This window comes from Barrientosiimonas endolithica, assembly GCF_030296655.1.
Lineage (GTDB): Bacteria > Actinomycetota > Actinomycetes > Actinomycetales > Dermatophilaceae > Barrientosiimonas > Barrientosiimonas humi.
Genome location: NZ_AP027735.1, coordinates 1,952,827 through 1,978,836, shown reverse-complemented (window position 1 = coordinate 1,978,836; position 26,010 = coordinate 1,952,827). Strand labels below are relative to the sequence as shown.

21 protein-coding genes, 1 tRNA gene, 1 other RNA gene and 4 pseudogenes are annotated in these 26,010 nt (G+C 72.4%); 18 read left to right on the top strand and 9 right to left on the bottom strand.

Features of this window, described 5'->3' with window-relative positions; all coding sequences use genetic code 11:
- Positions 1 to 248: 248 nt before the first annotated feature.
- A complete protein-coding gene (locus tag QUE40_RS09960; RefSeq protein ID WP_289230854.1) occupies positions 249 to 1,433 on the bottom strand; it encodes a PucR family transcriptional regulator in 1,185 nt (394 codons plus the stop codon).
- Positions 1,434 to 1,571: 138 nt separating this feature from the next.
- On the opposite strand from QUE40_RS09960, the gene QUE40_RS09955 reads away from it, so the two are divergent.
- The gene (locus QUE40_RS09955) at positions 1,572 to 2,690 is read left to right on the top strand and encodes a glycerophosphodiester phosphodiesterase (RefSeq protein WP_289230853.1); all 1,119 of its coding nucleotides are present in this window, start codon (positions 1,572 to 1,574) and stop codon (positions 2,688 to 2,690) included.
- A 6-nt stretch (positions 2,691 to 2,696) separates the two neighbouring features.
- Entirely contained in the window at positions 2,697 to 3,431 is a 735-nt protein-coding gene (locus QUE40_RS09950) for a DUF1345 domain-containing protein (protein ID WP_211344558.1), read from the top strand.
- A gap of 62 nt (positions 3,432 to 3,493) precedes the next feature.
- Here QUE40_RS09950 and QUE40_RS09945 read toward each other — a convergent pair whose 3' ends face one another.
- Both QUE40_RS09945 and aceE read right to left on the bottom strand, forming a co-directional pair.
- Positions 3,494 to 4,525, bottom strand: coding sequence for a methyltransferase domain-containing protein (locus QUE40_RS09945; protein WP_289230852.1), 1,032 nt, complete (start codon positions 4,523 to 4,525; stop codon positions 3,494 to 3,496).
- Positions 4,525 to 7,277, bottom strand: a pseudogene (gene aceE / locus QUE40_RS09940) (pyruvate dehydrogenase (acetyl-transferring), homodimeric type). Before aceE ends, QUE40_RS09945 begins: the two are co-directional and overlap by 1 nt.
- A 189-nt stretch (positions 7,278 to 7,466) precedes the next feature.
- On the opposite strand from aceE, the gene QUE40_RS09935 reads away from it, so the two are divergent.
- The 9 genes and pseudogenes from QUE40_RS09935 (at position 7,467) to QUE40_RS09895 (ending at position 13,261) form a co-directional block, all read left to right on the top strand.
- Positions 7,467 to 7,910, top strand: coding sequence for a DUF3052 domain-containing protein (locus tag QUE40_RS09935; RefSeq protein ID WP_142005501.1), 444 nt, complete (start codon positions 7,467 to 7,469; stop codon positions 7,908 to 7,910).
- Positions 7,907 to 8,365 (top strand): peroxiredoxin, encoded by a 459-nt coding sequence (locus QUE40_RS09930; RefSeq protein WP_289230851.1) that lies wholly within the window; start codon positions 7,907 to 7,909, stop codon positions 8,363 to 8,365. Before QUE40_RS09935 ends, QUE40_RS09930 begins: the two co-directional genes overlap by 4 nt.
- Before the next feature lie 90 nt (positions 8,366 to 8,455).
- Positions 8,456 to 9,157: a 4a-hydroxytetrahydrobiopterin dehydratase gene (locus QUE40_RS09925; protein WP_289230850.1), complete on the top strand. Its 702-nt coding sequence runs from the start codon at positions 8,456 to 8,458 to the stop codon at positions 9,155 to 9,157.
- A gap of 244 nt (positions 9,158 to 9,401) precedes the next feature.
- Positions 9,402 to 9,474: transfer RNA gene (locus tag QUE40_RS09920), tRNA-Val, on the top strand.
- Positions 9,475 to 9,514: 40 nt separating this feature from the next.
- Positions 9,515 to 10,357: a Nif3-like dinuclear metal center hexameric protein gene (locus tag QUE40_RS09915; RefSeq protein ID WP_350226944.1), complete on the top strand. Its 843-nt coding sequence runs from the start codon at positions 9,515 to 9,517 to the stop codon at positions 10,355 to 10,357.
- Positions 10,288 to 11,094 (top strand): zinc ribbon domain-containing protein, encoded by an 807-nt coding sequence (locus QUE40_RS09910; RefSeq protein WP_350226943.1) that lies wholly within the window; start codon positions 10,288 to 10,290, stop codon positions 11,092 to 11,094. Before QUE40_RS09915 ends, QUE40_RS09910 begins: the two co-directional genes overlap by 70 nt.
- Before the next feature lie 49 nt (positions 11,095 to 11,143).
- Positions 11,144 to 11,434 (top strand): annotated as a pseudogene (locus QUE40_RS09905) (reverse transcriptase-like protein); the annotation flags it as partial.
- The gene (locus tag QUE40_RS09900; RefSeq protein WP_289230848.1) at positions 11,350 to 12,297 is read left to right on the top strand and encodes a histidine phosphatase family protein; all 948 of its coding nucleotides are present in this window, start codon (positions 11,350 to 11,352) and stop codon (positions 12,295 to 12,297) included. The pseudogene QUE40_RS09905 and the gene QUE40_RS09900, both read left to right, overlap by 85 nt.
- Positions 12,290 to 13,261, top strand: coding sequence for a cation diffusion facilitator family transporter (locus QUE40_RS09895; protein WP_142005495.1), 972 nt, complete (start codon positions 12,290 to 12,292; stop codon positions 13,259 to 13,261). Before QUE40_RS09900 ends, QUE40_RS09895 begins: the two co-directional genes overlap by 8 nt.
- A gap of 25 nt (positions 13,262 to 13,286) precedes the next feature.
- On the opposite strand, the gene QUE40_RS09890 is transcribed toward QUE40_RS09895, so the two are convergent.
- On the bottom strand, positions 13,287 to 14,369 hold the full coding sequence (locus QUE40_RS09890; protein ID WP_289230847.1) for an SLC13 family permease: 1,083 nt from the start codon (positions 14,367 to 14,369) through the stop codon (positions 13,287 to 13,289).
- A complete protein-coding gene (locus QUE40_RS09885) occupies positions 14,366 to 15,121 on the bottom strand; it encodes a YaaA family protein (RefSeq protein ID WP_289230846.1) in 756 nt (251 codons plus the stop codon). The genes QUE40_RS09890 and QUE40_RS09885 overlap by 4 nt, the downstream gene beginning before the upstream one ends.
- A 95-nt stretch (positions 15,122 to 15,216) precedes the next feature.
- On the opposite strand from QUE40_RS09885, the pseudogene QUE40_RS19665 reads away from it, so the two are divergent.
- Positions 15,217 to 16,661 (top strand): annotated as a pseudogene (locus QUE40_RS19665) (RNB domain-containing ribonuclease).
- Positions 16,662 to 16,671: 10 nt separating this feature from the next.
- On the opposite strand, the gene QUE40_RS09875 reads toward QUE40_RS19665, so the two are convergent.
- Positions 16,672 to 17,763 (bottom strand): PLP-dependent cysteine synthase family protein, encoded by a 1,092-nt coding sequence (locus QUE40_RS09875; RefSeq protein WP_289230845.1) that lies wholly within the window; start codon positions 17,761 to 17,763, stop codon positions 16,672 to 16,674.
- Positions 17,764 to 17,789: 26 nt separating this feature from the next.
- On the opposite strand from QUE40_RS09875, the gene rnpB reads away from it, so the two are divergent.
- The 4 genes from rnpB to QUE40_RS09855 all read left to right on the top strand — a co-directional run bounded on the left by rnpB (position 17,790) and on the right by QUE40_RS09855 (position 20,810).
- An RNA gene (rnpB, locus tag QUE40_RS09870) (RNase P RNA component class A) lies at positions 17,790 to 18,162 on the top strand.
- 196 nt (positions 18,163 to 18,358) lie between these two features.
- Complete coding sequence (locus tag QUE40_RS09865; RefSeq protein WP_289230844.1) at positions 18,359 to 18,859, top strand: hypothetical protein; 501 nt, start codon at positions 18,359 to 18,361, stop codon at positions 18,857 to 18,859.
- 171 nt (positions 18,860 to 19,030) lie between these two features.
- Positions 19,031 to 19,543, top strand: a complete 513-nt coding sequence (locus QUE40_RS09860; protein WP_289230843.1) for an RAD23 family protein — start codon at positions 19,031 to 19,033, stop codon at positions 19,541 to 19,543.
- Positions 19,544 to 19,628: 85 nt separating this feature from the next.
- Entirely contained in the window at positions 19,629 to 20,810 is a 1,182-nt protein-coding gene (locus QUE40_RS09855; protein WP_289230842.1) for a class I SAM-dependent methyltransferase, read from the top strand.
- Between the two features lie 18 nt (positions 20,811 to 20,828).
- On the opposite strand, the gene QUE40_RS09850 is transcribed toward QUE40_RS09855, so the two are convergent.
- Complete coding sequence (locus QUE40_RS09850) at positions 20,829 to 22,292, bottom strand: GuaB1 family IMP dehydrogenase-related protein (RefSeq protein ID WP_289230841.1); 1,464 nt, start codon at positions 22,290 to 22,292, stop codon at positions 20,829 to 20,831.
- A gap of 134 nt (positions 22,293 to 22,426) precedes the next feature.
- Here QUE40_RS09850 and QUE40_RS09845 point away from each other — a divergent pair, with 134 nt between their 5' ends.
- The gene (locus tag QUE40_RS09845; RefSeq protein WP_289230840.1) at positions 22,427 to 23,083 is read left to right on the top strand and encodes an MBL fold metallo-hydrolase; all 657 of its coding nucleotides are present in this window, start codon (positions 22,427 to 22,429) and stop codon (positions 23,081 to 23,083) included.
- Between the two features lie 58 nt (positions 23,084 to 23,141).
- Complete coding sequence (locus tag QUE40_RS09840; RefSeq protein WP_289230839.1) at positions 23,142 to 24,245, top strand: lipid II:glycine glycyltransferase FemX; 1,104 nt, start codon at positions 23,142 to 23,144, stop codon at positions 24,243 to 24,245.
- A gap of 7 nt (positions 24,246 to 24,252) precedes the next feature.
- Here QUE40_RS09840 and ppgK read toward each other — a convergent pair whose 3' ends face one another.
- A complete protein-coding gene (gene ppgK / locus QUE40_RS09835) occupies positions 24,253 to 25,068 on the bottom strand; it encodes a polyphosphate--glucose phosphotransferase (RefSeq protein ID WP_142005485.1) in 816 nt (271 codons plus the stop codon).
- Positions 25,069 to 25,108: 40 nt separating this feature from the next.
- Positions 25,109 to 25,968, bottom strand: a pseudogene (gene map / locus QUE40_RS09830) (type I methionyl aminopeptidase).
- Between the last annotated feature and the right edge of the window lie 42 nt (positions 25,969 to 26,010).

Here is a 26,010-nt window from a genome sequence, read left to right as displayed (position 1 = left end):
ACGGGGCCGCACGAGGTGGCGGAGGACCGCTGGTGGGTGCGGTGGAGCGCACGTTTCGGCGGAGGACCGCTGAGGGTGCGGTGGCGGAGGACCGCGAGGGCGTGAGGGGCGGGGCCGCACGGGGTGGCGGAGGACCGCTGAGGCGTGCGGTGGCGTTGCGCACGGGGTGGCGGAGGACCGCTGGCGGGTGCGGTGGGGCGCACGTTTCGGCGGAGGACCGCCGGGGCGTGCGGCCCGAGCGTGCCGCGTCAGGTCGTACGGCGGCGCCACTGCCGCGGGGCGTCCAGCAGCGCCACGGCCAGGGCGATGCGCACGGTGAAGGCGTCGTGGCCGTCGGTGAGGTCGTACCCGGTCTCGTCGGTGATCCGGCCGAGCCGGTAGCGGACGGTGTTGGGGTGGACGTACAGCGTGCGGGCGGTGGCCTCGAGGCTGCCGGAGGCGAGGTAGGCCCTGGCCGTCTCGAGCAGCTGCGCGCTGCTCGCGAGCGGACGGTGGACGCGCTCGGCGAGGGCGCGCCGGGCGCGCTCGTCACCGGCCAGCGCCCGTTCGCCGAGCAGCTCGGCCCCGCTGCACGGCCGCGGCGCCTCGGGCCAGGCGCGGGCCGCGTCGAGACCGGACAGCGCCGAACGGGCCGAGCGTCCGGCCGCGAAGACGTGCGGGACGCGTGGGCCGACGACGATCGGCCCCTGCCCCCAGTGGTCGGCGAGGTCGGTGACGGTGCGCACCGGGTCCTCGACCTGCCCGAGCACGGCGACGAGGCGGTGGCCCTGCACGGCCACGAGGCACTCGATGCCCCGGTCGGCGGCGGCCGAGCGCAGCGCGTCGACGACCGCCGCGCTGCCGCCCTGCGGCGCCTCGCCGGCCGCCACCGACACCGCGGTCACCCGGTCCCAGCCGAGCGCCGCGACCCGTGACTGCAGCGAGTCGTCGGCCTCGCCGCGCAGCACCGCGTCGACCACGAGCGACTCCAGCCGCGCGTCCCAGGCGCCGCGCGTCTCGGCTGCCTGGGCATAGACCTGGGCGGCCCCGAACGCGATCTCGCGGGAGTAGTGCAGCACCGCCGTGCGCAGCTCCTCGCCCTCGCCGGGCGCGGCGATGCGCTCGACCTGTGACTCCATCTCCTCGATCACCGTGCGCACCAGGTCCAGCGTGCGGCGCAGGCTGATCGAGCGGGTCAGCTCGCGCGGCGCGGTGCCGAACACGTCGACGATGTCGGCCGGGGTCGACGTCGGGTCGCGGTACCACGCGATGAACGACGCGATGCCCGCCTGGGCGACCAGCCCGACCCAGCTGCGGTCCTCGGCGCTGAGCTCGCGGTACCACTCGTGCTGCGCGTCCATCCGTTGCACCGCCGAGGTGGCCAGCTGCCCCGCGTTGCGCTCGAGGCGACGACGGGTCGCGGTCGTGCCGCGCGGGCGGCGGGTGCCGGGCATGCCGCCAGCGTACGTCCGTCGTTTGTAGGACCTGCACAGTCCCGGGAGTGCGGGCGCCGCCGAGCGGCCATCCGCTCGTCCCGGGAAGTCCACCCGCTGTCCACCGCGCGAGGTCGCGGGTGCGGTGTGATGACCGTCATGGATCGTCGTTCCTTCACCGCACTGGTGGGTGCCACCGCAGCCGCCGCCACCGTCCTCCCCGTCAGCGCCAGCAGCGCCGCCCCCGCCGCCTCGCGGTCGCGCGGGCGCGGTCGCCGCAGCCTCCCCACGCCGTACGTCGTGGGTCACCGCGGTGCCTCCGGCTATCGCCCGGAGCACACGCTCGCCTCCTACACCCTCGCCGCGCACATGGGTGCCGACTTCATCGAGCCCGACCTGGTCATCACCAAGGACGGGGTGCTCGTGTGCCGGCACGAGCCGGAGATCAGCGGCACGACCGACGTGTCCGAGCGTCCCGACTTCGCCGCGCGCCGCACGACCAAGACCCTCGACGGGGTCGCGACCACCGGCTGGTTCGTCGAGGACTTCACCCTCGCCGAGCTGCGCACCCTGCGCGCGGTCGAGCGGTTGCCGCAGGTGCGCCAGGAGAACACCATCTACGACGGCCTCTGGCAGGTGCCGACGTTCGAGGAGGTGCTGAAGCTGCGCAAGCAGCTCAGCCTCGACCTCGGCCGCGAGATCGGTGTCTACCCCGAGACCAAGCACCCGACGTACTTCCGCGAGATCGGGCTGCCGCTCGAGGAGCGCCTGGTCCCGCTGGTGCAGCGCTACGGCCTGAACAACAAGAACGCCGCCATCCGCATCCAGTCGTTCGAGCTGACGAACCTGCTGATGATGCGCTCGAAGATGAAGGTGAAGGCGCCGCTGGTGTTCCTCACCTCGGCCAGCGGCACGCCGTACGCCGACGACCGCACCTACGCCGAGCTGCTGTCGCCGGCCGGGCTGCGGACGTACGCCGACCAGATCGACGGGCTCGGACCCGACTGGTCGCAGGTCATCGCCCGCAACAGCGACGGCACGCTGGGCGCCGAGACCACCCTGGTGAAGAACGCCCACGCCGTCGGTCTGGAGGTGTGCCCCTACACCGTCCGCGCCGAGAACCAGTTCCTGCCGACCGACTACCGCATCGGCGCCGACCCGAACGACTACGGTCGTGTCATGGACCTGCTGCACCGCCTCTACGACGCCGGCATCGACGGCATCTTCAGCGACAACCCCGACGTGGCCGTCGTCGCGCGCGACACCTGGCGCGGCTGACCCGCGTTGGCAGACGACGACCGGAAGACCGACGACCGGGAGACCCTCGGCGGGGAGAAGTGGCTCCAGGAGACGTGGCGGGCGGGGGTGGCCGGCGCGGTCGCGCTCGTCGTGGGTGTGCTCGCGGTCGCCCTCATCGACTCCGGTGACACCCGCCTCGCGGCCGTGCTGGACCGGGTGGTCCTGATCCTGCTGGCCTACCTGCTCGTCTACGTCGCGGTCTCCGTGGTCGTGTTCTCCCGGGCCACGCCCGCTGCCGTCCGCCACTGGGCGACGCGCAGCGGGCGCGGCACCCGGGTGCAGCGATACCTGCTCGGCACGGCGCCGGGCCCGGGATTCTCCATCTTCATCAGCGCGGCGGCGCTGTTCGTCGCGGTGCTGTGGCTGCCGCGGGGCGCCGGGCACTCCGAGCTGCCCACCTGGGCGCGGGTCGCCATCGGCGTCGGCATGATCGTCGTGTCGTGGGTCGCGATCCTCATCGCGTTCGCCGTCGCCTACCACGCCGACGACGCGCTCACCGACGGCCAGGGTCTGAACTTCCCCGGCGACAAGCCGAGCGCGCAGGCGACCGACTGGAGCGACTACATCTATTTCTCGGTGGCGGTGAGTACGACGTTCGGCACCACCGACGTCGACGTCACCTCGACGCAGATGCGCCGCACCATCACCGTGCACGGGCTCATCGCGTTCGTGTTCAACACGGTGATCCTCGCCGCGGTGGTCAGCGCGCTGCTGCCGTAGGGCGCCGAGGGTCTCGATACACCGGCTCGGCCAGCGCCTCGCCGGCACTCGACCAGCGTGGGTCAGGTGGCGATGAACAGCGTTGCGGCGCCGGCGAACTCGGCCTCGCCGGCGAACGGCGGGAGCTGCTCGGCGAGGGCGGGGTCGAACGTCGCGAGGTAGGCCTGGGCGGCGCCGTGGTCGGGGAAGACCGCGCGGGTGTCGAAGTCGATCTGCTCGACGTGCGCGAAGTGGCGCCGCAGCGTGGTGGCGCCGTTCTCGCGGCTGAACTGGGTGCGGATCGGCTCACCACCGGCGGCGGTCAGCAGGTCGGCGAGGTGCCCGTCGCCGTTCGTCATGGCGATCAGCACCCCGTCCGGGCGCAGCACCCGCCGCACCTGCGCGAGCGTCCGGTCCAGGTCGGGCACGTGGTAGAGCATCCACATCGCGGCGACCGCGTCGAAGGCGTCGTCGCCGAACGGCAGCTCGCTCGCGTCGACCGGGCGCGCGTCGAGCCCGCGCTGGGCGGCGAGCTCGACCATGCGGGGTGACTGGTCGGTCGCGACGAGCCGTGCGCCAGGCAGGCGCGCGGCCACGCGCGAAGCGAACTCGCCGGTGCCGCAACCGATCTCGAGCAGGTCGCGCGGCGCCGCCGCGGCGAGCGCCTCGACCGCCACCGCCACCGGGTCGGTGCCGTCGGCCGTGCCGCGCCAGACGCTGCGGCGCGTCTCGAGGCGGTCCTCGCGGGCGTACTGCTGCGCCACCGCCTCCTGATCGTTGCCGATGCCGGCACCGCTCGGCCCCGGGGCCGTCGGCGCGCCGGCGGGCGGGGTCGGCGCGGCGAGCTGCGAGTGCAGCCGGTCGAGCAGCGCGTCGACCTGACCCCGGTCGTAGCCGGGACGAAGCCGCCGGGTCACCGGCTCCAGCCGTTGCCGCCACCGGGCGAGCTGCCCGGGGGTGAGGCTGCCCTCGCGCATCGCGGCCACGACGTCGTCGAGCAGGTCGTCGACCGCGCCCTCGTCGTACCCGGGGTCGCTTCTGCGGGCACGGCCGAGCTCGACCGTGATCAGGTCCTCCGGCGTGAGGTCCTCCCCGGCCTCACGCCGGCCCCGCATCACGCGTCGCCGCCGACGTTGCCGGACGTGCCGGCGGTGACGTCGAGCAGCTGGTACTTCTCGGCCGCCTTGGCCGGGATGTCGTCGTCGATCTCGCCGCGCTCGGCGAGCAGCTGCAGGGTGCGCACGACCATCGACGGCCCGTCGATGTGGAAGTAGCGGCGGGCCGCGGCGCGGGTGTCGGAGAAGCCGAACCCGTCGGCGCCGAGCGAGACGAAGTCCTGCGGCACCCACTGCCGGATCTGGTCCTGCACGGCGCGCATCGAGTCGGAGGTCGCGATGACCGGACCCTGCGCGTCGCGCAGCACCTCGGTGACGTAGGGGACCTGGGGCTCCTCGTCGGGGTGCAGGAAGTTGTGCTCGTCGGCGGCCAGGCCGTCGCGGCGCAGCTCGTTCCAGGAGGTCACCGACCACACGTCGGCGACGACGCCCCAGTCGTCCTTGAGCAGCTGCTGGGCCTCCAGCGCCCACGGCACCCCGACGCCCGACGCGAGCAGCTGCGCCTTCGGCCCGTCACCCTCGCCGACCGACAGGCGGTAGATCCCGCGCAGGATCCCCTCGACGTCGACGTTCTCCGGCTCCGGGGGCTGGACGTACGGCTCGTTGTAGACGGTGAGGTAGAAGATGACGTTCTCCGGCTTGTCGCCGAACATCCGGCGCAGGCCGTCCTTCATGATGTGCGCGATCTCGTAGCCGTACGCCGGATCGTAAGCAACCACAGCGGGATTCGACGACGCGAGCAGCAGCCCGTGACCGTCGGCGTGCTGCAGCCCCTCACCGGTCAGCGTGGTGCGCCCGGCGGTGGCGCCGATCAGGAAGCCGCGGGCCATCTGGTCGGCCGCGGCCCAGATCGAGTCGCCGGTGCGCTGGAAGCCGAACATCGAGTAGAAGATGTAGAACGGCACCATCGGCACCCCGTGCGTGGCGTAGGACGTGCCCGCCGCGGTGAACGCGCCGATCGAGCCGGCCTCGTTGATGCCCAGGTGCAGGATCTGCCCCTGCGTCGACTCCTTGTACGCCAGCATCAGCTCGGCGTCGACGGAGGTGTAGTTCTGCCCGTGCGGGTTGTAGATCTTGGCCGTCGGGAAGAAGGAGTCCATGCCGAACGTGCGGGCCTCGTCCGGGATGACCGGCACGATGTGCGGACCGAGGTCCTTGTCGCGCATGAGCTCCTTGAAGACCCGCACGAGGGCCATCGTGGTGGCGACCTCCTGCTTGCCCGAGCCCTTCTTGGCCACGGCGTAGGCGTTGTCGTCGGGCAGCTTCAGCGGGCCCGAGGAGACCCGGCGGTCGGGGAGCCCGCCGCCCAGCTGCTTGCGCCGGTCGAGCATGTACTTGATCGCCGGGTCGTCGTCGCCGGGGTGGTAGTACGGCGGCAGGTAGGGGTCGGCCTCGAGCTGCTCGTCGCTGATCGGGATCTGCAGCGAGTCGCGGAACTGCTTGAGGTCGTCCAGCGCCAGCTTCTTCATCTGGTGCGTCGCGTTGCGGCCGGCGAAGTGCGTGCCGAGGCTGTAGCCCTTGATCGTCTTGACCAGGATCACCGTCGGCTGGCCGTGGTGCTCGGTCGCTGCCTTGTACGCCGCGTAGACCTTGCGGTAGTCGTGCCCGCCGCGCTTGAGCTTCCACCAGACGTCCTCGTCGGACCAGTCCTGGACCATCTTCGCGGTGCGCGGGTCGCGGCCGAAGAAGTGCTCGCGGACGTACGCCCCGTCGTTGGCGCGGAAGGTCTGGTAGTCACCGTCGGAGGTGGAGTTCATCAGGTGCACGAGCGCGCCGTCGCGGTCGGCGGCCAGCAGCGGGTCCCAGCCGCGGCCCCAGACGACCTTGATGACGTTCCAGCCCGCGCCGCGGAAGAAGCTCTCCAGCTCCTGGATGATCTTGCCGTTGCCGCGCACCGGGCCGTCGAGGCGCTGCAGGTTGCAGTTGATGACGAACGTGAGGTTGTCCAGCTCCTCGTTGGCCGCCAGCTGCAGCAGGCCGCGCGACTCCGGCTCGTCCATCTCGCCGTCGCCGAGGAAGGCCCAGACGTGCTGGTCGCTGGTGTCCTTCAGGCCGCGGTTGTGCAGGTACTTGTTGAACTGCGCCTGGTAGATCGCGTTCATCGGGCCGAGGCCCATCGACACCGTCGGGAACTCCCAGAAGCTGGGCATCGACCGCGGGTGCGGGTAGGAGGGCAGCCCCTGCAGCTCGCCGTCGACGATGTGCGACTTCTCCTGGCGGAACCCGTCGAGCTGGGTCTCGGTGAGGCGCCCCTCGAGGTAGGCGCGGGCGTACATGCCGGGGAGGCGTGGCCCTGGAAGTAGATCTGGTCGCCGCCGCCGGGGTGGTCCTTGCCGCGGAAGAAGTGGTTGAAGCCGACCTCGTAGAGGGTGGCCGCGGAGGCGTACGTCGAGATGTGGCCGCCGACGCCCACGTCGGGGCGCTGCGCGCGGTGCACCATGACCGCGGCGTTCCAGCGGATCCAGGCGCGGTATCGCCGCTCGATCTCCTCGTCGCCGGGGAACCACGGCTCGGCCTCGGGCGCGATGGTGTTGATGTAGTCGGTCGCGGTGAGCGACGGCACGCCGATCTGCCGCTGGCGCGCGCGCTCGAGCAGCTTGAGCATGACGTAGCGCGCGCGTGCCTGACCGCCGTGCTCGATGACCGCGTCGAGCGAGTCGACCCACTCCTGCGTCTCGTCCGGATCGATGTCGGGCAGCTGGCTCGGGATGCCGTTCAGGATCGGTCCTGCACCGGTGGGGTTGTTCGACACAGTCGTACGTCCTCTCTGACGCTCCTACGAAAGATCAGTCTGCTCCCCGGCGTGGTGCTGGTGAAATCGGGTCCCGTTACTAACCAGTACTCGGAACGACGGTCCGCACGATGGTCCGACCATCCGACGCGCGCTCGCGCCCTGCCCGCTAGTTGCAATGGCGCGGAGTTCCTAGTGGACTACTGACCCATGACCGAGGAAGGGAACGGATCCGCCGGCGACGGCAACCGCACAGCCACGGCCGCACGGCTGGGGTTCGCCGAGGGCCAGGTGGTGCAGGAGCTCGGCTGGGACGAGGACGTCGACGAGGCGCTGCGCGAGGAGATCGAGGACGCCGTCGGCTCGCCGCTGGAGGACGAGGACTACGACGGCGTCGTCGACGCCGTGCTGCTGTGGTGGCGCGACGGCGACGGCGACCTGATCGACGACTGCGTCGACGCGCTCGCCGGGCTGGCCGACAAGGGGTTCATCGCCCTGCTGGTGCCGCGGGCGGGGCACCCCGACCACGTCGACGCCAGCGACATCCAGGAAGCCGCGCAGACCGCCGGGCTCAACGCCTCCTCCTCCAGCAAGGCGGGCGAGGAGTGGATCGGCACCAAGCTGGTCCAGGGCGGGGCGGCGAAGCAGCGATGAGCGAGCCGGTCACCGTGGGCGCGAGCGCGCCCGACTTCACGCTCAAGGACCAGTTCGGCCAGGAGACCTCGCTGCGCGACCTGCGCGCCGAGCGCGCCGTGCTGCTGGTCTTCTACCCGTTCGCCTTCTCCGGCATCTGCACCGGCGAGCTGTGCTCGGTGCGCGACGACCTCACCCGGTTCAGCAACGACCGGGTGCAGACGGTCGCGATCTCCTGCGACCCGATGTTCTCGCTCAAGGCCTGGGGCGACCAGGAGGGGTACGACTTCCCGCTGCTGTCCGACTTCTGGCCGCACGGCCAGGTGGCGCAGGCGTACGGCGTGTTCGACGAGGCGGCCGGGATGGCCATCCGCGGCACGTTCCTGATCGGCACCGACGGCACGGTCCGGTGGTCGCTGGTCAACGGACCGGGCGAGGCTCGCGACCTCGCCTCGTTCGAGCAGGCGCTGCAGTAGGCCCCGGCGGCTCCGCGCCGTTCTTGCGCCTCGCCGGGAGCCTCGCCAATCCGGCGCGCCGGGGCGGTCGGCGCCGCTAGCGTCGAGGCCATGGACCTGCTTCGGGGTGAACAGATCGCGGCCGCCGGCCTCGCCGACTGGCGCAAGCTGGCGCAGGGGCTGCACGCGCGGTATCTCGTCGCCGACTTCGGGACCGGTGTCCGGTTCCTCGCGGCGGTGGGCAAGGTCGGCGACACGGTCGGTCACCACCCGAAGGTCGCGATGGGTCCGGGGCACGTCGACCTGGAGCTGGTCAGCGACGACGCGGTCTACCGCGCGGACGACGGCACCGAGCACGTCGTCGAGTGGGTGACCCAGCAGGACGTCGACCTCGCCCGGCGCATCACTCAGCTCGCCGCCGACCAGGGGCTGGTGCCCGATCCGGGCGCGGTGAGCGAGGCCGAGCTCGGACTCGACACGGCCGCCGCCGCGACCGTGGCCCCGGTCTGGGCGGCGCTGCTGACCGGCGACGCCGACGCCCAGGGGAGGGGGACGCCGGGCGAGGAGGTGCGCGACGCCACCGGGCGGGTGCCCAACCTGTGGTTCGGCGACCTCGAGGAGGGCGGGTCGGCGGACGCGCGGTTCCACGTCGAGGTCTACGTCGCGCCCGAGACCGCGCGGTCGCGCATCGACGCCGCCGTCGCCGCGGGCGGCACGGTCGTCGACGACAGCGACGGTCTCACCGTGATCGCCGACCAGGACGGCAACCGGGGAGTCCTCTGCGTCGATCAGTCCGCCGTGCCGACGGACTGAGCAAGTTCGTCCTGGGTCCGGCGAGTGCGTAGGATCCACGGCGTCGCAACGACGATGCCGACCGGGTGAGCCTGCGAGCCCGGGCGGAGGAGGAGCTGCGACAGAGACTGAACGTCGCATCGACGATGCCGACCGGGTGAGCCTGGGTGGCAGACGCGACCGAAGGTCGAACGTCGCATCGACGATGCCGACCGGGTGAGCCTGCGAGCCCGGGCGGAGGAGGAGATGCGACCAAGAACGTCACGGGCCTGTAGCTCAGCTGGTAGAGCGCCGCGTTTACACCGCGTAGGTCGTCGGTTCGATCCCGGCCGGGCCCACGTGAACACCCCGCCCGTTGACCCTCGGCTCGCGGACGTCGTGGCCGTCCTGGACCAGCTCTACCCGCAGCAGACCGCCCAGTCGTGGGACCAGGTGGGTCTGGTGAGCGGCGACCCGGAGCAGCCGGTGCAGCGCATCATGCTCGCGGTCGACCCGACCCTGGCGGTCATCGAGGACGCCCGCGCGGCCGGCGTCGACCTGCTGATCACCCACCACCCGCTGCTGCTGCGCGGCGTGCACTCGGTGGCGACGACGTCGGCCAAGGGTGCGGCGGTGACGGCGCTCGTGGTGGCCGACCTGGCGCTGTACGTCGCGCACACCAACGCCGACGTGGCCGACCCGGGGGTGAACCACGCCCTCGCCGACGCCGCGGGCGTCGTGGCCGGCGAGCCGCTGACGCACGAGGACGACCAGCCGCTGGGCATCGTGGGTGACTTGCGAGAACCGTTGAGCCTCAAGGCTTTTGCCGAGCAGCTCGCCGGACGGCTCCCGGCCGCGCCGGTGGGTCTGCGCGTTGCCGGCGACCCCGACGCGACCGTGCGGCGGGTGGCGGTGCACGGGGGCGCGGGCGACGGTGCCTTCGACGCCGTACGCGCGAGCGGGGCGGACGTCTACGTCACCGCAGACCTGCGCCACCACCCCGCGCTCGAGGCGCGGGAGGAGGCCCGGGGCGGGACGCCGTTCCTGATCGACGCCGGCCACTGGGCCACCGAGTGGCTGTGGCTGGAGGGCGCCCGTGAGCGGATCGCCGGTGCGCTCGGCGCCGCGGCGGATAGCGTGGAGATCGAGGTGTCGCACCGCCGCACCGACCCGTGGGACTTCCTCGTGCCGAGCGGCGATCCCCGGACGACCCGAGACGACCAGACCGGAGGCCCCCGCTGAAAGCCGACCTGACCCGCCAGTGGCGTCTGCTCGACCTGCAGAAGCTCGACACGCGGCTCGACCAGCTCGCCCACCGCGAGCGCACCATGCCGGTGCTGACCCGGCTCGCCGACGCCGAGAAGCGTCGCTCGTCGCTGGAGGAGGAGGTCGTGCTCGCGCGCACCGCCGTCGGCGACGTCGACCGCGAGATCAGCAAGGCCGACCAGGACGTGCAGCTGGTGCGTGACCGCGCCGCGCGCAACACCCAGCGCCTCGACAGCGGCCAGGGCAGCGCCAAGGAGCTGCAGGCGATGCAGCACGAGCAGCAGGCGCTGGCCCGGCGGCAGTCCGAGCTGGAGGACGTCGAGCTGGAGGTCATGGAGCGCGCCGAGTCGCTGCGCGCGGACCTGGGCGTGAAGGAGACGTCGCTGTCCGACGCCGAGGGCGACGTGCGCGACCTCGGCGCCGAGCGTGACGAGGCGCTGCAGCAGATCGAGCGCGAGCGCTCGCAGGTGCAGCGCGACCGCGAGCAGCTGGCGCCGGGTCTGGGCGAGGACCTGCTGGGGCTCTACGAGCGGGTGCGGGCCCAGCACGGCGGGGTCGGGGCGGCCGCGCTGCTGCAGCGCCGCTGCGACGGCTGCCACCTGGAGCTCACGCCGGCCGACCTCACGGCGATCCGCAACGCGCCCGAGGACGAGGTGCTGCGGCACGAGGAGTGCGGTCGCATCCTGGTGCGCACGGCCGAGTCGGGGCTGTGAGCCGCCGGCTGGGCGTCGAGGCCGACGGCGGCTCGCGGGGCAACCGGGGGTGGCCGGCTACGGCGCGGTTGTGCGCGACCTGCAGACCGGTGACCTGCTCGCCGAGCGGGCGGCGCCGCTGGGGAAGGCGAGCAACAACGTCGCGGAGTACTCCGGCCTGATCGCCGGCCTCGAGGCGGTGCTGGAGATCGAGCCCGGCGCCGACGTCGAGGTGCGGATGGACTCCAAGCTGGTCGTGGAGCAGATGGCCGGCCGGTGGAAGATCAAGCACGCCGACATGCGCCGGCTCGCGATCGAGGCGCGCGAGCTCGCGACCCGGATCGAGCAGGCCGGCGGGAGCGTGGACTACGCCTGGATCCCGCGCGCCGACAACGCGGTGGCCGACGCGCTGTCCAACGACGGGATGGACGGCGAGACCGTCCGACGCGACCACTGGCGTACGTCGGGATCGGTGGGGGCGCAAGCGGACTCGAGCGACTCCCCGCCCGCCGAGCCGGCCGTGGTCGAGGTCGCCGAGCAGGTGGTGCTCTCGACCGACGAGAGCCCGGCGAGCCCGCCGGACGCCGGGAAGCCGGCGCGCATCCTGCTCGTGCGGCACGGCGTCACGGCGTTCACCGAGCAGGGCGCCTCGACGGCCGCGGCGGCGCCGACCCGAGCCTCAGCGAGCGCGGGGTCGCGCAGGCGAAGCGGGCGGCGCAGGGCGTGGCCGAGCGGGTCGCGGGCGTCGACGGGGTGCACGTCGTGACGTCCTCGCTCGCGCGGGCCAAGGAGACCGGTGGTGCCGTCGCCGACGCGCTCGGCGTGCGCACCACCGTCGACGCCGACTGGGACGAGCAGGCGTTCGGCCACTGGGACGGCATGAGCATGCGCGACCTGGTCACGGCCTTCCCCGAGCAGCTGCAGCAGATGCGCGTCGAGGACGACTTCTCGGTCGAGGGCGGCGAGTCGCACGGGCAGCTGGCCGAGCGGGTGGTCGCGGCGTTCGAGCGGGCGGTCGAGCTCGCCGGGCCCGGCGGCACCGTCGTGGTCGCCACGCACCGCAAACCCATCATGGTCGTGCTGCAGCACGTGCTCGGCCTCACGACCGAGCGCTCCTGGCGCCTGGCGGCGGCGCCGGCGTCGCTGACCGGCGTCGAGGTCTGGGCCGACGGCGTCATGTCGGTCGCGTTCACCAACGACACGCACCACCACGGGGATGCCTGACCAGGCCGCGGCGGCCGCCGCACCGAAGCCGGCCAGCCTGCTGACGGTGCTCGTGGCGCTCGCCGCCAACGCGCTGATCGCGGTCGCCAAGTCGGTCGCCGCCCTGATCACCGGGTCGGCCTCGATGGTCGCCGAGGCCGCGCACTCCTGGGCCGACACCGGCAACGAGGTCTTCCTGCTCATCGCCGAGCGGACCTCCCAGCGGCCGAGCGACAAGCTGCACCCGTACGGCTACGGGCGGGCGGCGTACGTCTGGTCGATGTTCGCGGCGTTCGGCCTGTTCGTCGCCGGTGCCGGCGTGTCGGTGTGGCACGGCATCACGTCGCTGGACGCACCGGAGACGGGCGACACCGACTACCTCGTCGCGTACGTCGTGCTCGCCATCGCGTTCGTGCTCGAGGGCACCTCGTTCCGGCAGGCGGTGCGGCAGGCGCGCACCGACGGGGCGAAGATGGGGCTGCGCCCGCTGCGGTTCATCGAGCGCACCTCCAACCCCACGCTGCGCGCGGTGTTCGTCGAGGACGCCTCGGCGCTGATCGGTCTGCTGCTCGCCGGTGCCGGACTGGCGCTGCACCAGATCACCGGCGACCCGGTCTACGACGCGCTCGGCTCGATCGCGGTCGGCCTGCTGCTCGGGGTGATGGCGGTCTTCCTGATCCGCCGCAACCTCGACTTCCTCGTGGGCCAGCCGGTGCTGCCGGCGGTGCGCGAGAACATGCTGCGCGCGCTGTACGACAACCCCGAGATCGAGAAGGTCACGTTCGTCCACCCCGAGTTCGTCGGGCCGGCGCGGGTGCTGCTCATCGCGGCGGTCGACCTCACGGGCAACCGGTCGGAGGACGAGGTCGCGGCCGTGGTCAACCGGGTGGAGCAGGAGCTCACCGCGGTGCAGTTCGTCGATCAGGCGGTGCTCACGCTGTCGACGCCGGGGATGCCCGCGCTGCCGCGCCCGCCGCGACCCTGAGGCTGCCCGCGCAGGCCGCGGCGCCTCAGGTCCGCCACAGCAGAGCGGCGGTCGCGCTCGCGACGGCGAGAACCACGACCAGGGCCGAGCGGGCGGCGAAGGCGCGAGCCTCGACCACCACGCCGGCGCGGCGGCAGCGGTCGCGCCACAGCAGCGTCGCCAGCGAGGCGTGCAGGGTGAGCAGCGGGCCGACGTTGGTGCCGATCAGCAGCGCCATCAGCCGGGTCGGGTCGTGGTCGAGCGCGGGCTCGAGCGCGAGGTAGGCGGGAAGGTTGTTGACCCCGTTGGCGAGGAGCGCGGCGACCGCAGGCACCTGCCACAGGGGCGCGTCGGACAGGTGCCGGGTGAGCGTCTCCACCGGAGCGGTCTGCGCCACGACCAGGACGAGGAGCAGCAGGACGCCGGTGAGCCCGATCATCCGCCAGGGCAGCTGCACCTGGAGGAGCAGGGCAGCGTCTCGCCACGCCGTCAGCACCACGAGTGCGACCGCGGCGGCCGTGGCGGCCCCCGCCGGGGGCACCCCGGCCACCACCGCGGCGGCGAGCGCGACCAGCACGCCGGTGCTGCCGGCCAGGAGCCACCGGTCGTGCTCCCCGGCGGGCGGGGCGAGGGCGTAGCGCCCGGACAGCTCGTGGCGGAAGAGCACCGCGAGCACCACCACGGTCGCGACCACCGCCGCCAGCGCCGGCGCCCGGGCCAGGGCGAGGTACTCGTGGGTGCCGAGCCCGAGCTCCTGGAAGCGGTGCAGCGCCAGCAGGTTCGTGAGGTTGGAGACCGGGAGGAGCAGCGAGGCGGTGTTGGCCAGCCACACCGTCGTCATGGCGAACGGCAGCGCCGGCAGGCGCAGCTGGCGGGCGACGGCGATCACGACGGGGGTGAGGAGCACCGCGGTCGTGTCGAGACTGAGCAGGACGGTGCTGACCGTGGACAGCACGACGACGAGCAGCCACAGCAGCCAGGTCCGGCCGCGACCGGCCCGTGCTGCCCGGTGTGCGGCGACATCGAACACGCCTGCGAGCGTTGCGATCTCGGCCACGACGGTGATGGCGAGCAGGAAGAGCAGGACGGGGAGCACCCGCCCGGCCGCCTCCGTCGCCAGGGCGGTCACGGCGTCGTGCGCGCGGTGGTGTCGAGGATCCAGGGGCGACCGGCGCGAGCCGGTGCGTGCAGTGCGACCTCGAAGCCCGGTTCGAGCACCTCGGCCAGCCGCGCGGGGGTGCGGGCGTCGACCCCGGCCTCGCACAGCGCCCGGGTGACCAGCCCCCGGGTGTGCTTGGCCATGTGGGTCGCCCCCGGCACGCGGATCTGGACCCAGCGACGAGCCAGCTCCTCCTCGGGAGCCCAGGCGGCGACGTACGTCGAGGAGCGGCAGTCCACGACCACCCCGCGGCCGGCGGCCTCGGGCAGGACGCGCGCCAGCTCGGGGCGCCAGGCGCTCGCGAGCGGCCCGACACCCTCGAGGTTGACCGCCATCGACGCGCGGTAGGGCGCGACCCGGTCGCGCAGCCGGACGGCGCCGTAGAGCGCGGAGACCACGACCACCCAGCGCCGCGCGCGGCGCAGTGCCGCGGCGTCGAGCGAGCCGACGTCGAGCGCGTCGTAGAGCACCCCGGTGTAGAGGTCCTGTGCGGGCAGCGCCGGAGCCGAGGTCAGGCGCGTGTTGCGCGCGATCTCCTCCACGAGGTTTGCGCTGACGCCGAGTCTCGTTGCGGCGTCAGGCTTCTCGCTGGTCGCAGCCAGCGCGTCGGCGACTCGGCGACGGGTGTCGGTGAGCTCGGGGAAGGACAACCGCTCCAGGTCGACCGGGCGGCCGCGCGGGCGGGTCTGCTTGGTCTCCGAGGGCGGGAGCAGGATGAGCACGTCGCGAGGTTAGAGGGGACGTCATGGGTGGCGCAGGCTGGGCCGGGTCATGGGCTTGCGCCGACGCGGGCGGCGCGGTGCCTAGGGTGTGGGACATGCCGAAACGACCGATCGTCGCCCCGCAGGCCACTCCCGGATCGCCGGAGCAGCGCGGACCGCTGGAGCAGTCGTTCCAGGCGCTGCGCGAGGAGCTGGGGCTCAGCGAGACCTATCCGCCCGAGGCGGTGGCCGACGCCGAGCGCGCGATCGCCGAGCTGGCGCTGCCCGAGCGCGACGAGACCGCGGTGCCGTTCTTCACCATCGACCCGCCGAGCGCGCGGGACCTCGACCAGGCGATGTTCCTGGAGCGGGCGGGCCAGGGATACCGGGTGCGGTACGCCATCGCCGACGTCCCCGCGTTCGTCACCCCGGGCGGTCCGCTGGATGCCGAGACGCGGCGCCGCGGCCAGACGATGTACTTCCCCGACATGCGCATCCCGCTGCACCCGGCGGTGCTCAGCGAGGAGGCGGGGAGCCTGCTGCCGGGCCAGGTGCGCCCGGCGTACGTCTGGGACTTCGAGCTCGACGCGCAGGGCGAGGTCGCCTCCGCCACGGTCTACCGCGCGCAGGTGCGCAGCACCGAGCGGTTCGACTACGAGCAGGTGCAGGCCGAGGTCGACGGTGGCTCGCCACGCGAGAGCTTCGCGCTGCTGAAGGAGATCGGCGAGAAGCGGATCGCGCTGGAGCGGGCCCGTGGCGGTGCGTCGCTGCCGATGCCCGAGCAGGAGGTCACCCTCGTCGACGGCTCCTACCGGATGCACCTGCGCCCCCGGTCGCGAGCGAGGACTGGAACGCCCAGATCTCGCTGATGACCGGCATGGCCGCGGCCGACCTGATGCTGCGGGCCAAGGTCGGCATCCTGCGCACCATGCCGCCCGCCGACGAGCAGGCGATCGCCCGGTTCCGGCGCCAGGCGAAGGCGCTGGGGGTGCCGTGGGAGGAGGGCGTGCCGTACGGCGAGTTCCTGCGCACGCTCGAGCGCACCGACGGCCAGCACCTGGCGCTGATCTATGCGGCGACGTCGCTGTTCCGCGGCGCCGGATACACCCCGTTCGACGGCAGCACGCCGGAGCAGGTCGAGCAGGCGGCGGTGGCCGCGGCGTACGCCCATGTCACCGCGCCGCTGCGGCGGCTGGTCGACCGGTTCGGGCTGGTGATCTGCGAGTCGGTGGCGAACGGTCGTGAGGTGCCGGGGTGGGTGCGCGAGGCGCTCCCGACGCTGCCGGAGCTGATGAAGGCGAGCGACACGATCGCGGGCAAGGTCGAGCGCGGCAGCGCCGACGCCGTCGAGGCCGCGATCCTCAGCGACAAGGTCGGGCAGACCTTCGCCGCGGTCGTGGTCGAGCAGCGCGACAAGGGCAAGCTGCAGGTGCAGCTGGTCGACCTCCCCGTCGTCGCGACCTGCCAGGGTCAGGCCGAGCTGGGCTCGACCGTGCAGGTCACGGTCGTCGCCGCGGACATCGCGGCACGCACGGTGACCTTCGAGCTCGCGAAGGGCTGAGCGACGCGGCTCAGCCGCCCCAGACGCCGTCGTCCCAGGCGCGCGCCAGGACCCGGTCGTACGGCTCGAGGTCCAGGCCCTGCTGCTCGACCCACGCGTCGGCGTCGGCCGTCTGGCAGTACCGCTCGGTGTGGTCGTTGACCAGCGTCACGATGCTGCCGGCGCGCCCCGCAGACCGCATCTCGCAGGCGAGCAGCAGCGCGCCGTACAGGTTCGTGCCGGTGGAGGCGCCGCCGCGGATCCCGGTGCGGCTCTGCAGGAATCGCATCGCCGCGACCGATGCGGCGTCGGGCACGCCGAGCATCCGGTCGACGACCTGCGGGACGAACGACGGCTCCACGCGGGGCCGCCCGATGCCCTCGATGCGCGAGCCCGCACCGGTGCCGCCCTCGCCGGCGAACGACTTCAGGAACGCCGACCCCTCGGGGTCGACCACGGCGAGCCGGGTGTCCAGGCCGCGGTATCGGGTGAACCGCCCGATCGTCGCGCTGGTGCCGCCGGTGCCGGCTCCGACCACGATCCACTCCGGCACCGGGTGCTGCTCCAGGGCGAGCTGGTCGAAGATCGACTCGGCGATGTTGTTGTTGCCCCGCCAGTCGGTGGCGCGCTCGGCGTAGGTGAACTGGTCCATGTAGTGCCCGTCGGTCTCCTCGGCGAGCCGCCGCGCCTCGTCGTAGACCGCCGAGGGGTCGTCGACCAGGTGGCAGCGCCCGCCCTCGGCCTCGATCAGCGCGACCTTCTCGGGGCTGGTGGAGCGGGCCATGACGGCGATGAACGGCAGGTCGAGCAGCCGCGCGATGTGCGCCTCGCTGATGGCGGTGGAGCCGCTGGAGGCCTCGGTGACCGTGGTGCCCGGGCCGATCCAGCCGTTGCAGATGCCGTAGAGGAACAGCGAGCGCGCCAGCCGGTGCTTCAGGCTGCCGGTCGGGTGGGTGGACTCGTCCTTGAGGTAGAGGTCGACGTCCCACCCGCCGGGCAGGTTGACCTTGTGCAGGTGCGTGTCCGCCGAGCGGTTCGCGTCGGCGAGCAGCCGGCGCACGGCCTCCTGGGTCCAGCTGCGGTCGACAGGGGCGGAGGCGGTCACATCGCGGACGGGCTGCACGGCACCTAGGATGGCCCACCGGTGGATGAGCCGGTCAGGCGGCCGCGTCACGGATCCGTCCGTGCCGAGGAACGTCCGGGCTCCGAAGGGCAGGGTGGTGGCTAACGGCCACCCGGGGTGACCCGCGGGACAGTGCCACAGAGAGCAGACCGCCGGGCTTCGGCCCGGTAAGGGTGAAACGGTGGTGTAAGAGACCACCAGCGTCCCAGGCGACTGGGGCGGCTAGGTAAACCCCACCCGGAGCAAGGTCGGACAGCATGCGTTCGAGGGCGGCCCGCCCGAGCATGCGGGTAGACCGCTGGAGGCGACTGGCAACAGTCGTCCTAGATGGATGGTCGCCGGCCGCGCGTGGGCAACCGTGCGCGGCGACAGAACCCGGCGTATCGACCGGCTCATCCACTGCCGGCGACGCGCGCACGCCCTCGTCAGGAAATTCGGGTCGCGAACCCGTTCTGGTCATGCTGTCGGTCATACCGTCAGCCCCACGGCGATAAGGGGCGCGGCCATGAAGAGTTCGGTAGCAGTCGCAAGTGTTCTCGCAGTCATGATGTTGGCGTCGTGCGCTGGAGGAAGTTCCAGTCCGTCAACCGTCACGGTGACCGTCACTGCCTCCCCGCCCAACGCAGGCGCGGACGCAGCCGACACGCCCCCGGCACCGGACGCAGCGACGACCTCGTACGACGGACAGGCGCTGCCGTTAGGGACCGAGGCGACCGTCGAGGACGAGTTCAGTATCACCGCGCTGAAGTTCGAACCGTCCGTGACCGTGACGTACGAGGACCAGGAGTTCCTCGGTCTTAAGGCAGGGCAGCAGTGGGCTCGCATCCAGGCCAAGATCTGTGCACTGAGCGTTCCCGTGGAGGCGTCGTGGGTCGGCTGGGAGGCGTCGACGGCCGACGGGGTCGCCTTCCAGACGCCTGACTCCAGCTTCACCGACCCCTTTCCGCGCCCGCTCTTCCCGGATGGACTCAACACAGTGCCGCCGGGTCAGTGCCGGCAAGGCTGGGTCTACTTGGGAATCGACAAGGGCGCGGCTGCGGACAAGCTGACGTACACCGCCATCGGAGCAACCCCCATCACCTGGCAGGTGAGCTGACGCCTGACGCGGGATGCGATGCCGGGGACTCCGCGTCGCGCCCTCTTCGTTGGGGCAGGTCGTGCACCACCTGGGACTGGTGCACCAGGCGCCCCAACGAAGAGTCGCCGCGCAGGGTTTCTCCCGGGCGGGCGGCGTACGGTCGGACCAGCGACGGAAGGGGCGAGAGCCATGCGCAGGGCGGCAGCACTGGGCGCGCTGGTCGCGCTCACCGTGACCGGGTGCGGCAACGGGGGCGGGGGAGGCGAGCCGGGCGGGAGTACGTCCGCGCCGGCCCCGTCCAGCACGTCGCCCTCGGCGACCAAGCCGTCCGAGACCAGCGACCCCAGCGAGACGAGCGAGACGGGCGACCCCAGCGAGACGAGCGAGACGGGCGACCCCAGCGACGCCACCGGGTCCGCGTCCACGCCGCCTCGCCGGGCCGGGACTGCGCCGGGCTCGCAGGTCGCACGGCAGCTGGAGGCGCACCTGCGCAAGACGGCCCCGGGCAGCCGGGCCGACACGCTGCGGTGCACCCCGATCCCGCGGTACGTCGGTGCCGACTCCGGCTGCTCGGCGACGGTCGACGGGGAGCGGGTGAGCTACGAGGCGCGCGTCGTCTCGGTCGACGGCGACCGGGTCTCGGTGACGTTCCAGCGCATCGGAGCGCCCAGCGCGAGCATCCCCGCGCGGCCCACCACCTGAGACCAGCGGCCCCGAAGGAGCGCGGACTCAGCCCGAGTCCAGTGCGCCCTCAGCGCGGGACAGGGCCGCATGCTTGACTGGCGCGATGGCCGAACCCAAGAACACCCTCAAGAAGGTCGCTCGACGGGTCCCCGGGGCGCGGGCCTTGCGCGACACCCTGCGCGCCCGCAAGGTCGGCGTCGGAGCCGCCCCCGCCACGTCGAGCCCGCCCCCGCCCCCGCCCGCAGACCCGATCGCCAAGGCGATCACCGCCGAGTTCGACTTCACGCTGCCCAAGACCAGCAGCATCCTCGTGCTCGGTGACGAGGTCGAGCGGGTGGCCTCCGAGCTGCGCACCCGCGGGTTCTCCACCATCACGACCACCACCGACGCGTCCGCGCTGGCCACGTTCGGCGACGACCAGTTCCGCGTGGTCGTGGCCACCCGCGGGCCCGACGCCGACTTCGACCGCGAGCTGCTCGGGCACGTCGCCCGGGTCGCGAGCACCGTCGTCCTCGTCCAGCCGCAGGAGCAGGTCACCGTCAGCACCAGCCTGCTCGAGCAGGCCGGCTTCACCGGTCGCTCCGAGCACCCCGTCGAGGGCGCCGAGAAGGAGACGATCTCGGTGCTGCGCCGCATGGAGGCGCAGTCGACGCTGCACGACTTCTGGCGCCAGCCGCTGCCGCACGGCAACACCCCGCAGGCCTACCTCGGCCCGGTCCACCGCAGCCGCGCGCTGCACCGCCTGATCAAGGACCTCGACGGCGACAGCAAGATCCTCGAGGTCGGCTGCAACGTGGGCCGCAACATCGCCTACCTGCACGACAACGGCTACCCCGAGGTTGCCGGCATCGAGATCAGCCCGCACGCCGTGAAGATGCTGCGCGAGAAGTACCCCCAGCTGGAGGGGCGCGAGGTGCACATCGGCCCGGCCGGCGACATCCTGCCCGGGTTCGAGGACGACTCGTTCGACCTGATCTACACGATGGCCGTCATCGAGCACCTGCACCCGGTCGAGGCCGCCCCGGTGTTCGACGCGATGGTCCGGGTCGCCCCGAACATCCTCGCGATCGAGCCGGAGAACCGGCTCAGCCACCGGCAGTACCCCCACGACATCGTCAAGGAGTTCACCGACCGCGGCATGGTCCACGTGTCGACGACCCCGATGGTCGAGGCGATCACCGACCACTACGAGGCGGCGATGGAGGACTACCAGGCCTACCGCTTCGTGCGGGCGGACCGGGCAGGCGCCGGGAACGCCACGGACGGTGCCGCGGCCTCCGCCTGAGCGGCTAGCCCCGAGCGCTCAGCTCCAGGACGTCTCCCGCGGGCGCCCCTCGTCGTAGCCACTGGCACTCTGCACGCCGACGAGGGCGCGCTCGCGGAACTCCGCGATGCTGCGCACGCCGGCATAGGTGAAGCTGGAGCGCACGCCCGCGACGATCGAGTCGATCAGGTCCTCCACGCCCGGCCGCTCCGGGTCCAGATACATCCGCGACGAGGAGATGCCCTCCTCGAACAGCGCCGAGCGGGCCCGGTCGTACGCACTCTGCGCCTGGGTGCGCTGGCGCACCGCCCGCGCGGAGGCCATGCCGAAGGACTCCTTGAACATCCGGCCCTCGGGGTCGCGGGCCAGGTCGCCCGGGCTCTCCCAGGTGCCGGCGAACCACGAGCCGATCATCACGTTGCCCGCACCCGCGGCGAGCGCCAGGGCGACGTCGCGCGGGTACTTCACGCCACCGTCGGCCCACACCTGGGCGCCCTCGTCGACCGCGGCGGCCGCGCACTCCAGCACAGCGGAGAACTGCGGCCGGCCGACGCCGGTCATCATCCGCGTGGTGCACATGGCCCCCGGACCCACACCGACCTTGACGATGTCGGCGCCGCCGGACAGCAGGTCGCGCACGCCGTCGGCCGAGACGACGTTGCCGGCGGCGATCGGCACGCGCACGCCGTGCTCGTCGGCGTGGATGTCGCGCGCCTGACGCACCAGCTTCAGCGCGTCGAGCATCTTGTCCTGGTGGCCGTGCGCGGTGTCCACCACGAGCACGTCGGCGCCGGCCGACAGCATCGTCTCGGCCTTGGCCTGCACGTCGCCGTTGATGCCGATCGCGACGCCGAGCCGCAGCCGGCCCCGGGCGTCGAGCGCGGGGGAGTAGATCGCCGAGCGCAGGATCCCCTTGCGGGTCAGCACGCCGACGAGGCGCCCGTCCTGGGTGACCGGCGCGAGCGCGATGTGCTGGTGGGCGAGCCGGTCGAAGGTCTCGCTCGGGTCGGCCGACGCGTCGACCATGACGAGGTCGGTGCTCATCACGTCGGCGACGGTCGCGAACCGGTCGACGTCCTGGCAGGCCTTCTCGGTGACCACGCCGAGCGGGCGGCGCTGGTCGTCCACGACCACCACGAGCCGGTGGGCGCGCTTGCCGATCAGCGCCAGCACCTGCGAGACCGGGGCGTCGGGGCCGATCGTCACGGGCGTCTCGAACACCGGGTGGCGGCCCTTGACGTAGTCGATCGTCTCCTGCACCGCGTGCACCGGGATGTCCTGCGGCAGGATCGCCATGCCGCCGCGCCGGGCGACCGTCTCGGCCATCCGGCGACCCGAGATCGCGGTCATGTTGGCGACGACGAGCGGGATCGTGGTGCCGATGCCGTCGGGCGTGGACAGGTCGACGTCCATCCGGCTCGTCACCGACGAGCGCGACGGGACCATGAACACGTCGTTGTAGGTCAGGTCGTACGGCGGCAGCTCGTCCTTCAGAAATCTCACGGGCGAATTCTAGTTCTGCTGCGTCTCCTCCTCCGGGTGACCGTCGCACGCTCCGGCCACCCGGCATCGTCGACACAGCCTTGAGTGGCCTGGGTTGGATTGGTCGGCGTGCTTGGCTGGCCTACGTTGCAGGCATGAGGTTCACGCATCTGGGACACGCCTGCCTGCTCGTCGAGACCGGCGGCACGTCGGTGCTGATCGACCCGGGCAGCTTCTCCGACTTCGACGACGTCACCGGCCTGGACGCCGTGCTCGTCACCCACCAGCACGCCGACCACCTCGACCGCGAGCGCATCCGGGCGCTGCTCGATGCCAACCCCGACGCCCGGCTGCGCACCGATCCCGGCTCGGCCGAGCAGCTGCAGGCCGACGGCATCGAGGCGACCGTGACCGTGCCCGGGGAGCCGTTCACGGTCGGCGACCTCGAGGTCACCCCGGTCGGCGAGCTGCACGCCGTCAACCACCAGTGGGTGCCCCGCGTGCCCAACGTCGGTCTGCTGCTCGAGGCCGACGGCGTACGCCTGTTCCACCCCGGCGACGCGCTCGACGCCGACCCGGGCCGGGTCGACTACCTCGGCGTGCCGGTCAACGCGCCCTGGTGCGCGATCCGCGAGACGCTCGACTTCGTCCGGCGGATCGAGCCCACCCGCGCGATCGTCCCGATCCACGACGCGCTGCTGGCCGAGCAGGGCCGCGCGATGTACCTCCAGCACCTCGGCGACTTCGGCCTCGAGGGCGGCGTCGAGGTGCTGGACGGCGCCGACCGCCAGCCCCGCGAGCTGTTCGGCTGAGGGTCGATAGCCTTTCGGCCATGAGCCTTGCCGTCGAACCCGTCCTCGACCGCACCGAGTGGGACGCCATCGTCGACGACGCCGGCGGCCACCCCTGCAGCTGTGGGGCTGGGGCGAGCTGAAGGCTCGCTACGAGTGGACCGCCCACCGCTACGTCGTGCGCGACGGCGACCGGGTGGTCGGCTCGGCCCAGGTCCTGCTGCGGCGACTGCCGCCGCCGTTCCGGTCGCTGGCGTACGTCCCGCGCGGGCCGCAGGCCGCCGAGGGTGACCGCGCCGCCGTGCTGTCCGCCCTCGCCGACCACGTGCGCCGCGAGCACAGGCCGGTGGCGCTGACCGTCGAGCCCGACTGGCCCGAGCCGTTCTCGCCGATGCCCAAGGGCGAGGCCGACGACATCGCCGAGGCCGAGCTCGCCAAGCCGGTGACCGGCTGGCTCGCCCAGGTCGAGGCGGCCGGCTTCCGCCGCTCCGCCAGCACCGGCCTCATCCCGCGCACGCTCGTGGTCGACCTGACCCGCGACGAGGACACGATCCTCAAGGAGCTGTCGTCCTCGACCCGGCAGAACGTGCGCAAGTCGTTCCGCGCGGAGAACGTCCGGTTCGGCGAGGTCACCACCGACGCCGACCTGGAGCAGGTGCTCGCGATCAACCGGGAGACCGCCCGCCGCGCCGACTTCGCGGTGCACAGCGACGACTACCACCGCGGCATCCGCGACCTGATGGGCGAGCGGTCGCAGCTGCTCGCGGCCTGGGAGGGCGACGAGGTCGTCGCGTTCGTGTGGCTGGTCGTGTCGGCCGAGACCGCCTTCGAGCTCTACGGCGGGGTCAACCCGCGCGGCATGAAGCTGCGGCTCAACTACGGCCTGAAGTTCCACGCCATGAAGCACGTCAAGGCCCAGGGCGTCGAGCGGTACGACTTCAACGGGCTGCTCAACGACGGCATCTCCGACTTCAAGCGCCAGTTCGCCAAGCACGAGGACCTGCTCGTCGGCACCTGGGAGAAGCCGTTGTCGCCGCTGTACCCCGCGTTCGCCACGGCCCTGCCGCTGGTGCGCTCCGGGCTCAAGCGCGGGCTCCCCGCGGTCAAGAAGGCCGCGCGCGACCCCCGGGGCGCGGTGCGCGAGCTGCGCGAGCGGGACCGGGCGGTGCGCGCGAAGCAGTAGCCAGGGGCTACTTCTTCTTGCCGCCCTTCTTGGCGCCCTTGTCGGTGCGGCTGGCCATGCCCGCCCGGTCGTGCGCGGTGCGGGCCGCGCCGACGATGCCCGCGGCGTTCTTCAGCTTCGCCGGCACGATCGGCGTGCGCAGGTCGAGCAGCGGGAGGTACTCGTCGGCGTCCTTGGACACCCCGCCGCCCACGACGAACAGGTCGGGCCACACGAGGTTCTCGACGACGGTGTAGTAGCGCTGCAGCCGCTCGGCCCACTGCGGATACGTCAGCCCCTCCTCGGTGCGCGCTCGCGAGGAGGCCTTGCTCTCGGCGTCGAACCCGTCGATCTCGAGGTGGCCGAACTCCGAGTTCGGCACGAGCACACCGTTGTTCAGCAGCGCGCTGCCGATCCCGGTGCCGAGCGTCGTCATGACGACGAGCCCCTCGGTCCACTTCTTCGCCGCGCCGTAGTGCCACTCGCCGAGCCCCGCCGCGTCGGCGTCGTTGAGCACGGTGATGTTGCGGCCGAGGCGCTTCTCCAGCTCCTCCTCGATCGGGAAGTCGGTCCACGACTTGTCGATGTTGGCGGCGGTGCGCACGACGCCGTGGGTGACCACGCCGGGGATCGTGATCCCCACGGCCTCGTCACCGATCTCGGCGGAGAAGTGCTCGACGATCTGCACCACGCAGTCGGCGACGGCCTCCGGCGTGGACTTCTCCGGCGTCGGCACGCGCAGCCGGTCCTTCGCGAACTCGCCCTTGTCGAGGTCGACCGGCGCACCCTTGATGCCCGAGCCGCCGATGTCGATCCCGAGCGGGTACTGCTTGGCCTTGGCCATGGATTCTCCTCGTGCTCCAGGTCTTGCGGGTGATGTACGTCTACGGCCGGGTGAGGATCTCAGGGCCCGACTCGGTGATCAGGATGGTGTTCTCGAACTGTGCCGACCAGCTGCCGTCGGCGGTGACGACGGTCCACTCGTCGTCCCACATGATCCAGTCGGGGTGCCGAGGTCGAGCATCGGCTCGACGGTGAAGGTCATGCCCGGCTCGATGACGTCGGCGTGCGCCGGGGCGGCGTCGTAGTGCGGGATGACCAGGCCGGAGTGGAACGTCTCGCCGATGCCGTGGCCGGTGTAGTCGCGCACCACGCCGTAGCCGAACCGGCGGGCGTAGCGCTCGATGACCCGCCCGATGACGTTGACCTCGCGGCCGGGGAGGGCGGCCTTGATGCCGCGGTGCATCGCCTCCTCGGTGCGGGTGACCAGGTCGCGCACCTCGGGGGCGACGTCACCGACGAGGAAGGTGGCGCAGTTGTCGCCGTGCACGCCGTCGACGAAGGCGGTGATGTCGATCTTGACGATGTCGCCGTCCTGCAGCGGGCGGTCGTCGGGGATGCCGTGGCAGATGACCTCGTTGACCGAGGTGCACAGCGACTTGGGGAACCCGCGGTAGCCCAGGGTCGAGGGGTAGGCGCCGTGGTCGAGCAGGAACTCGTGGCCGACCCGGTCCAGCTCGTCGGTGGTGACGCCCGGCGCGACGGCCGCGCCCGCGGCCTGCAGCGCCTGGGCGGCGATGCGCCCCGCGACGCGCATCCGCTCGATGGTGCCGGCGTCCTTGACCTCCGGCCCGGTCCACGGGGCGGGAGAGGTGCGGTCGACGTACTCCGGGCGGGCGATGACCGAGGGCACAGGGCGTCGCGGTGCGACGCGGCCGGGACGCACGGCCGTGGTCTGGGACATGCGCCCGAGTGTATGAGGGGCGCTGTCACCGGCCACCCATAG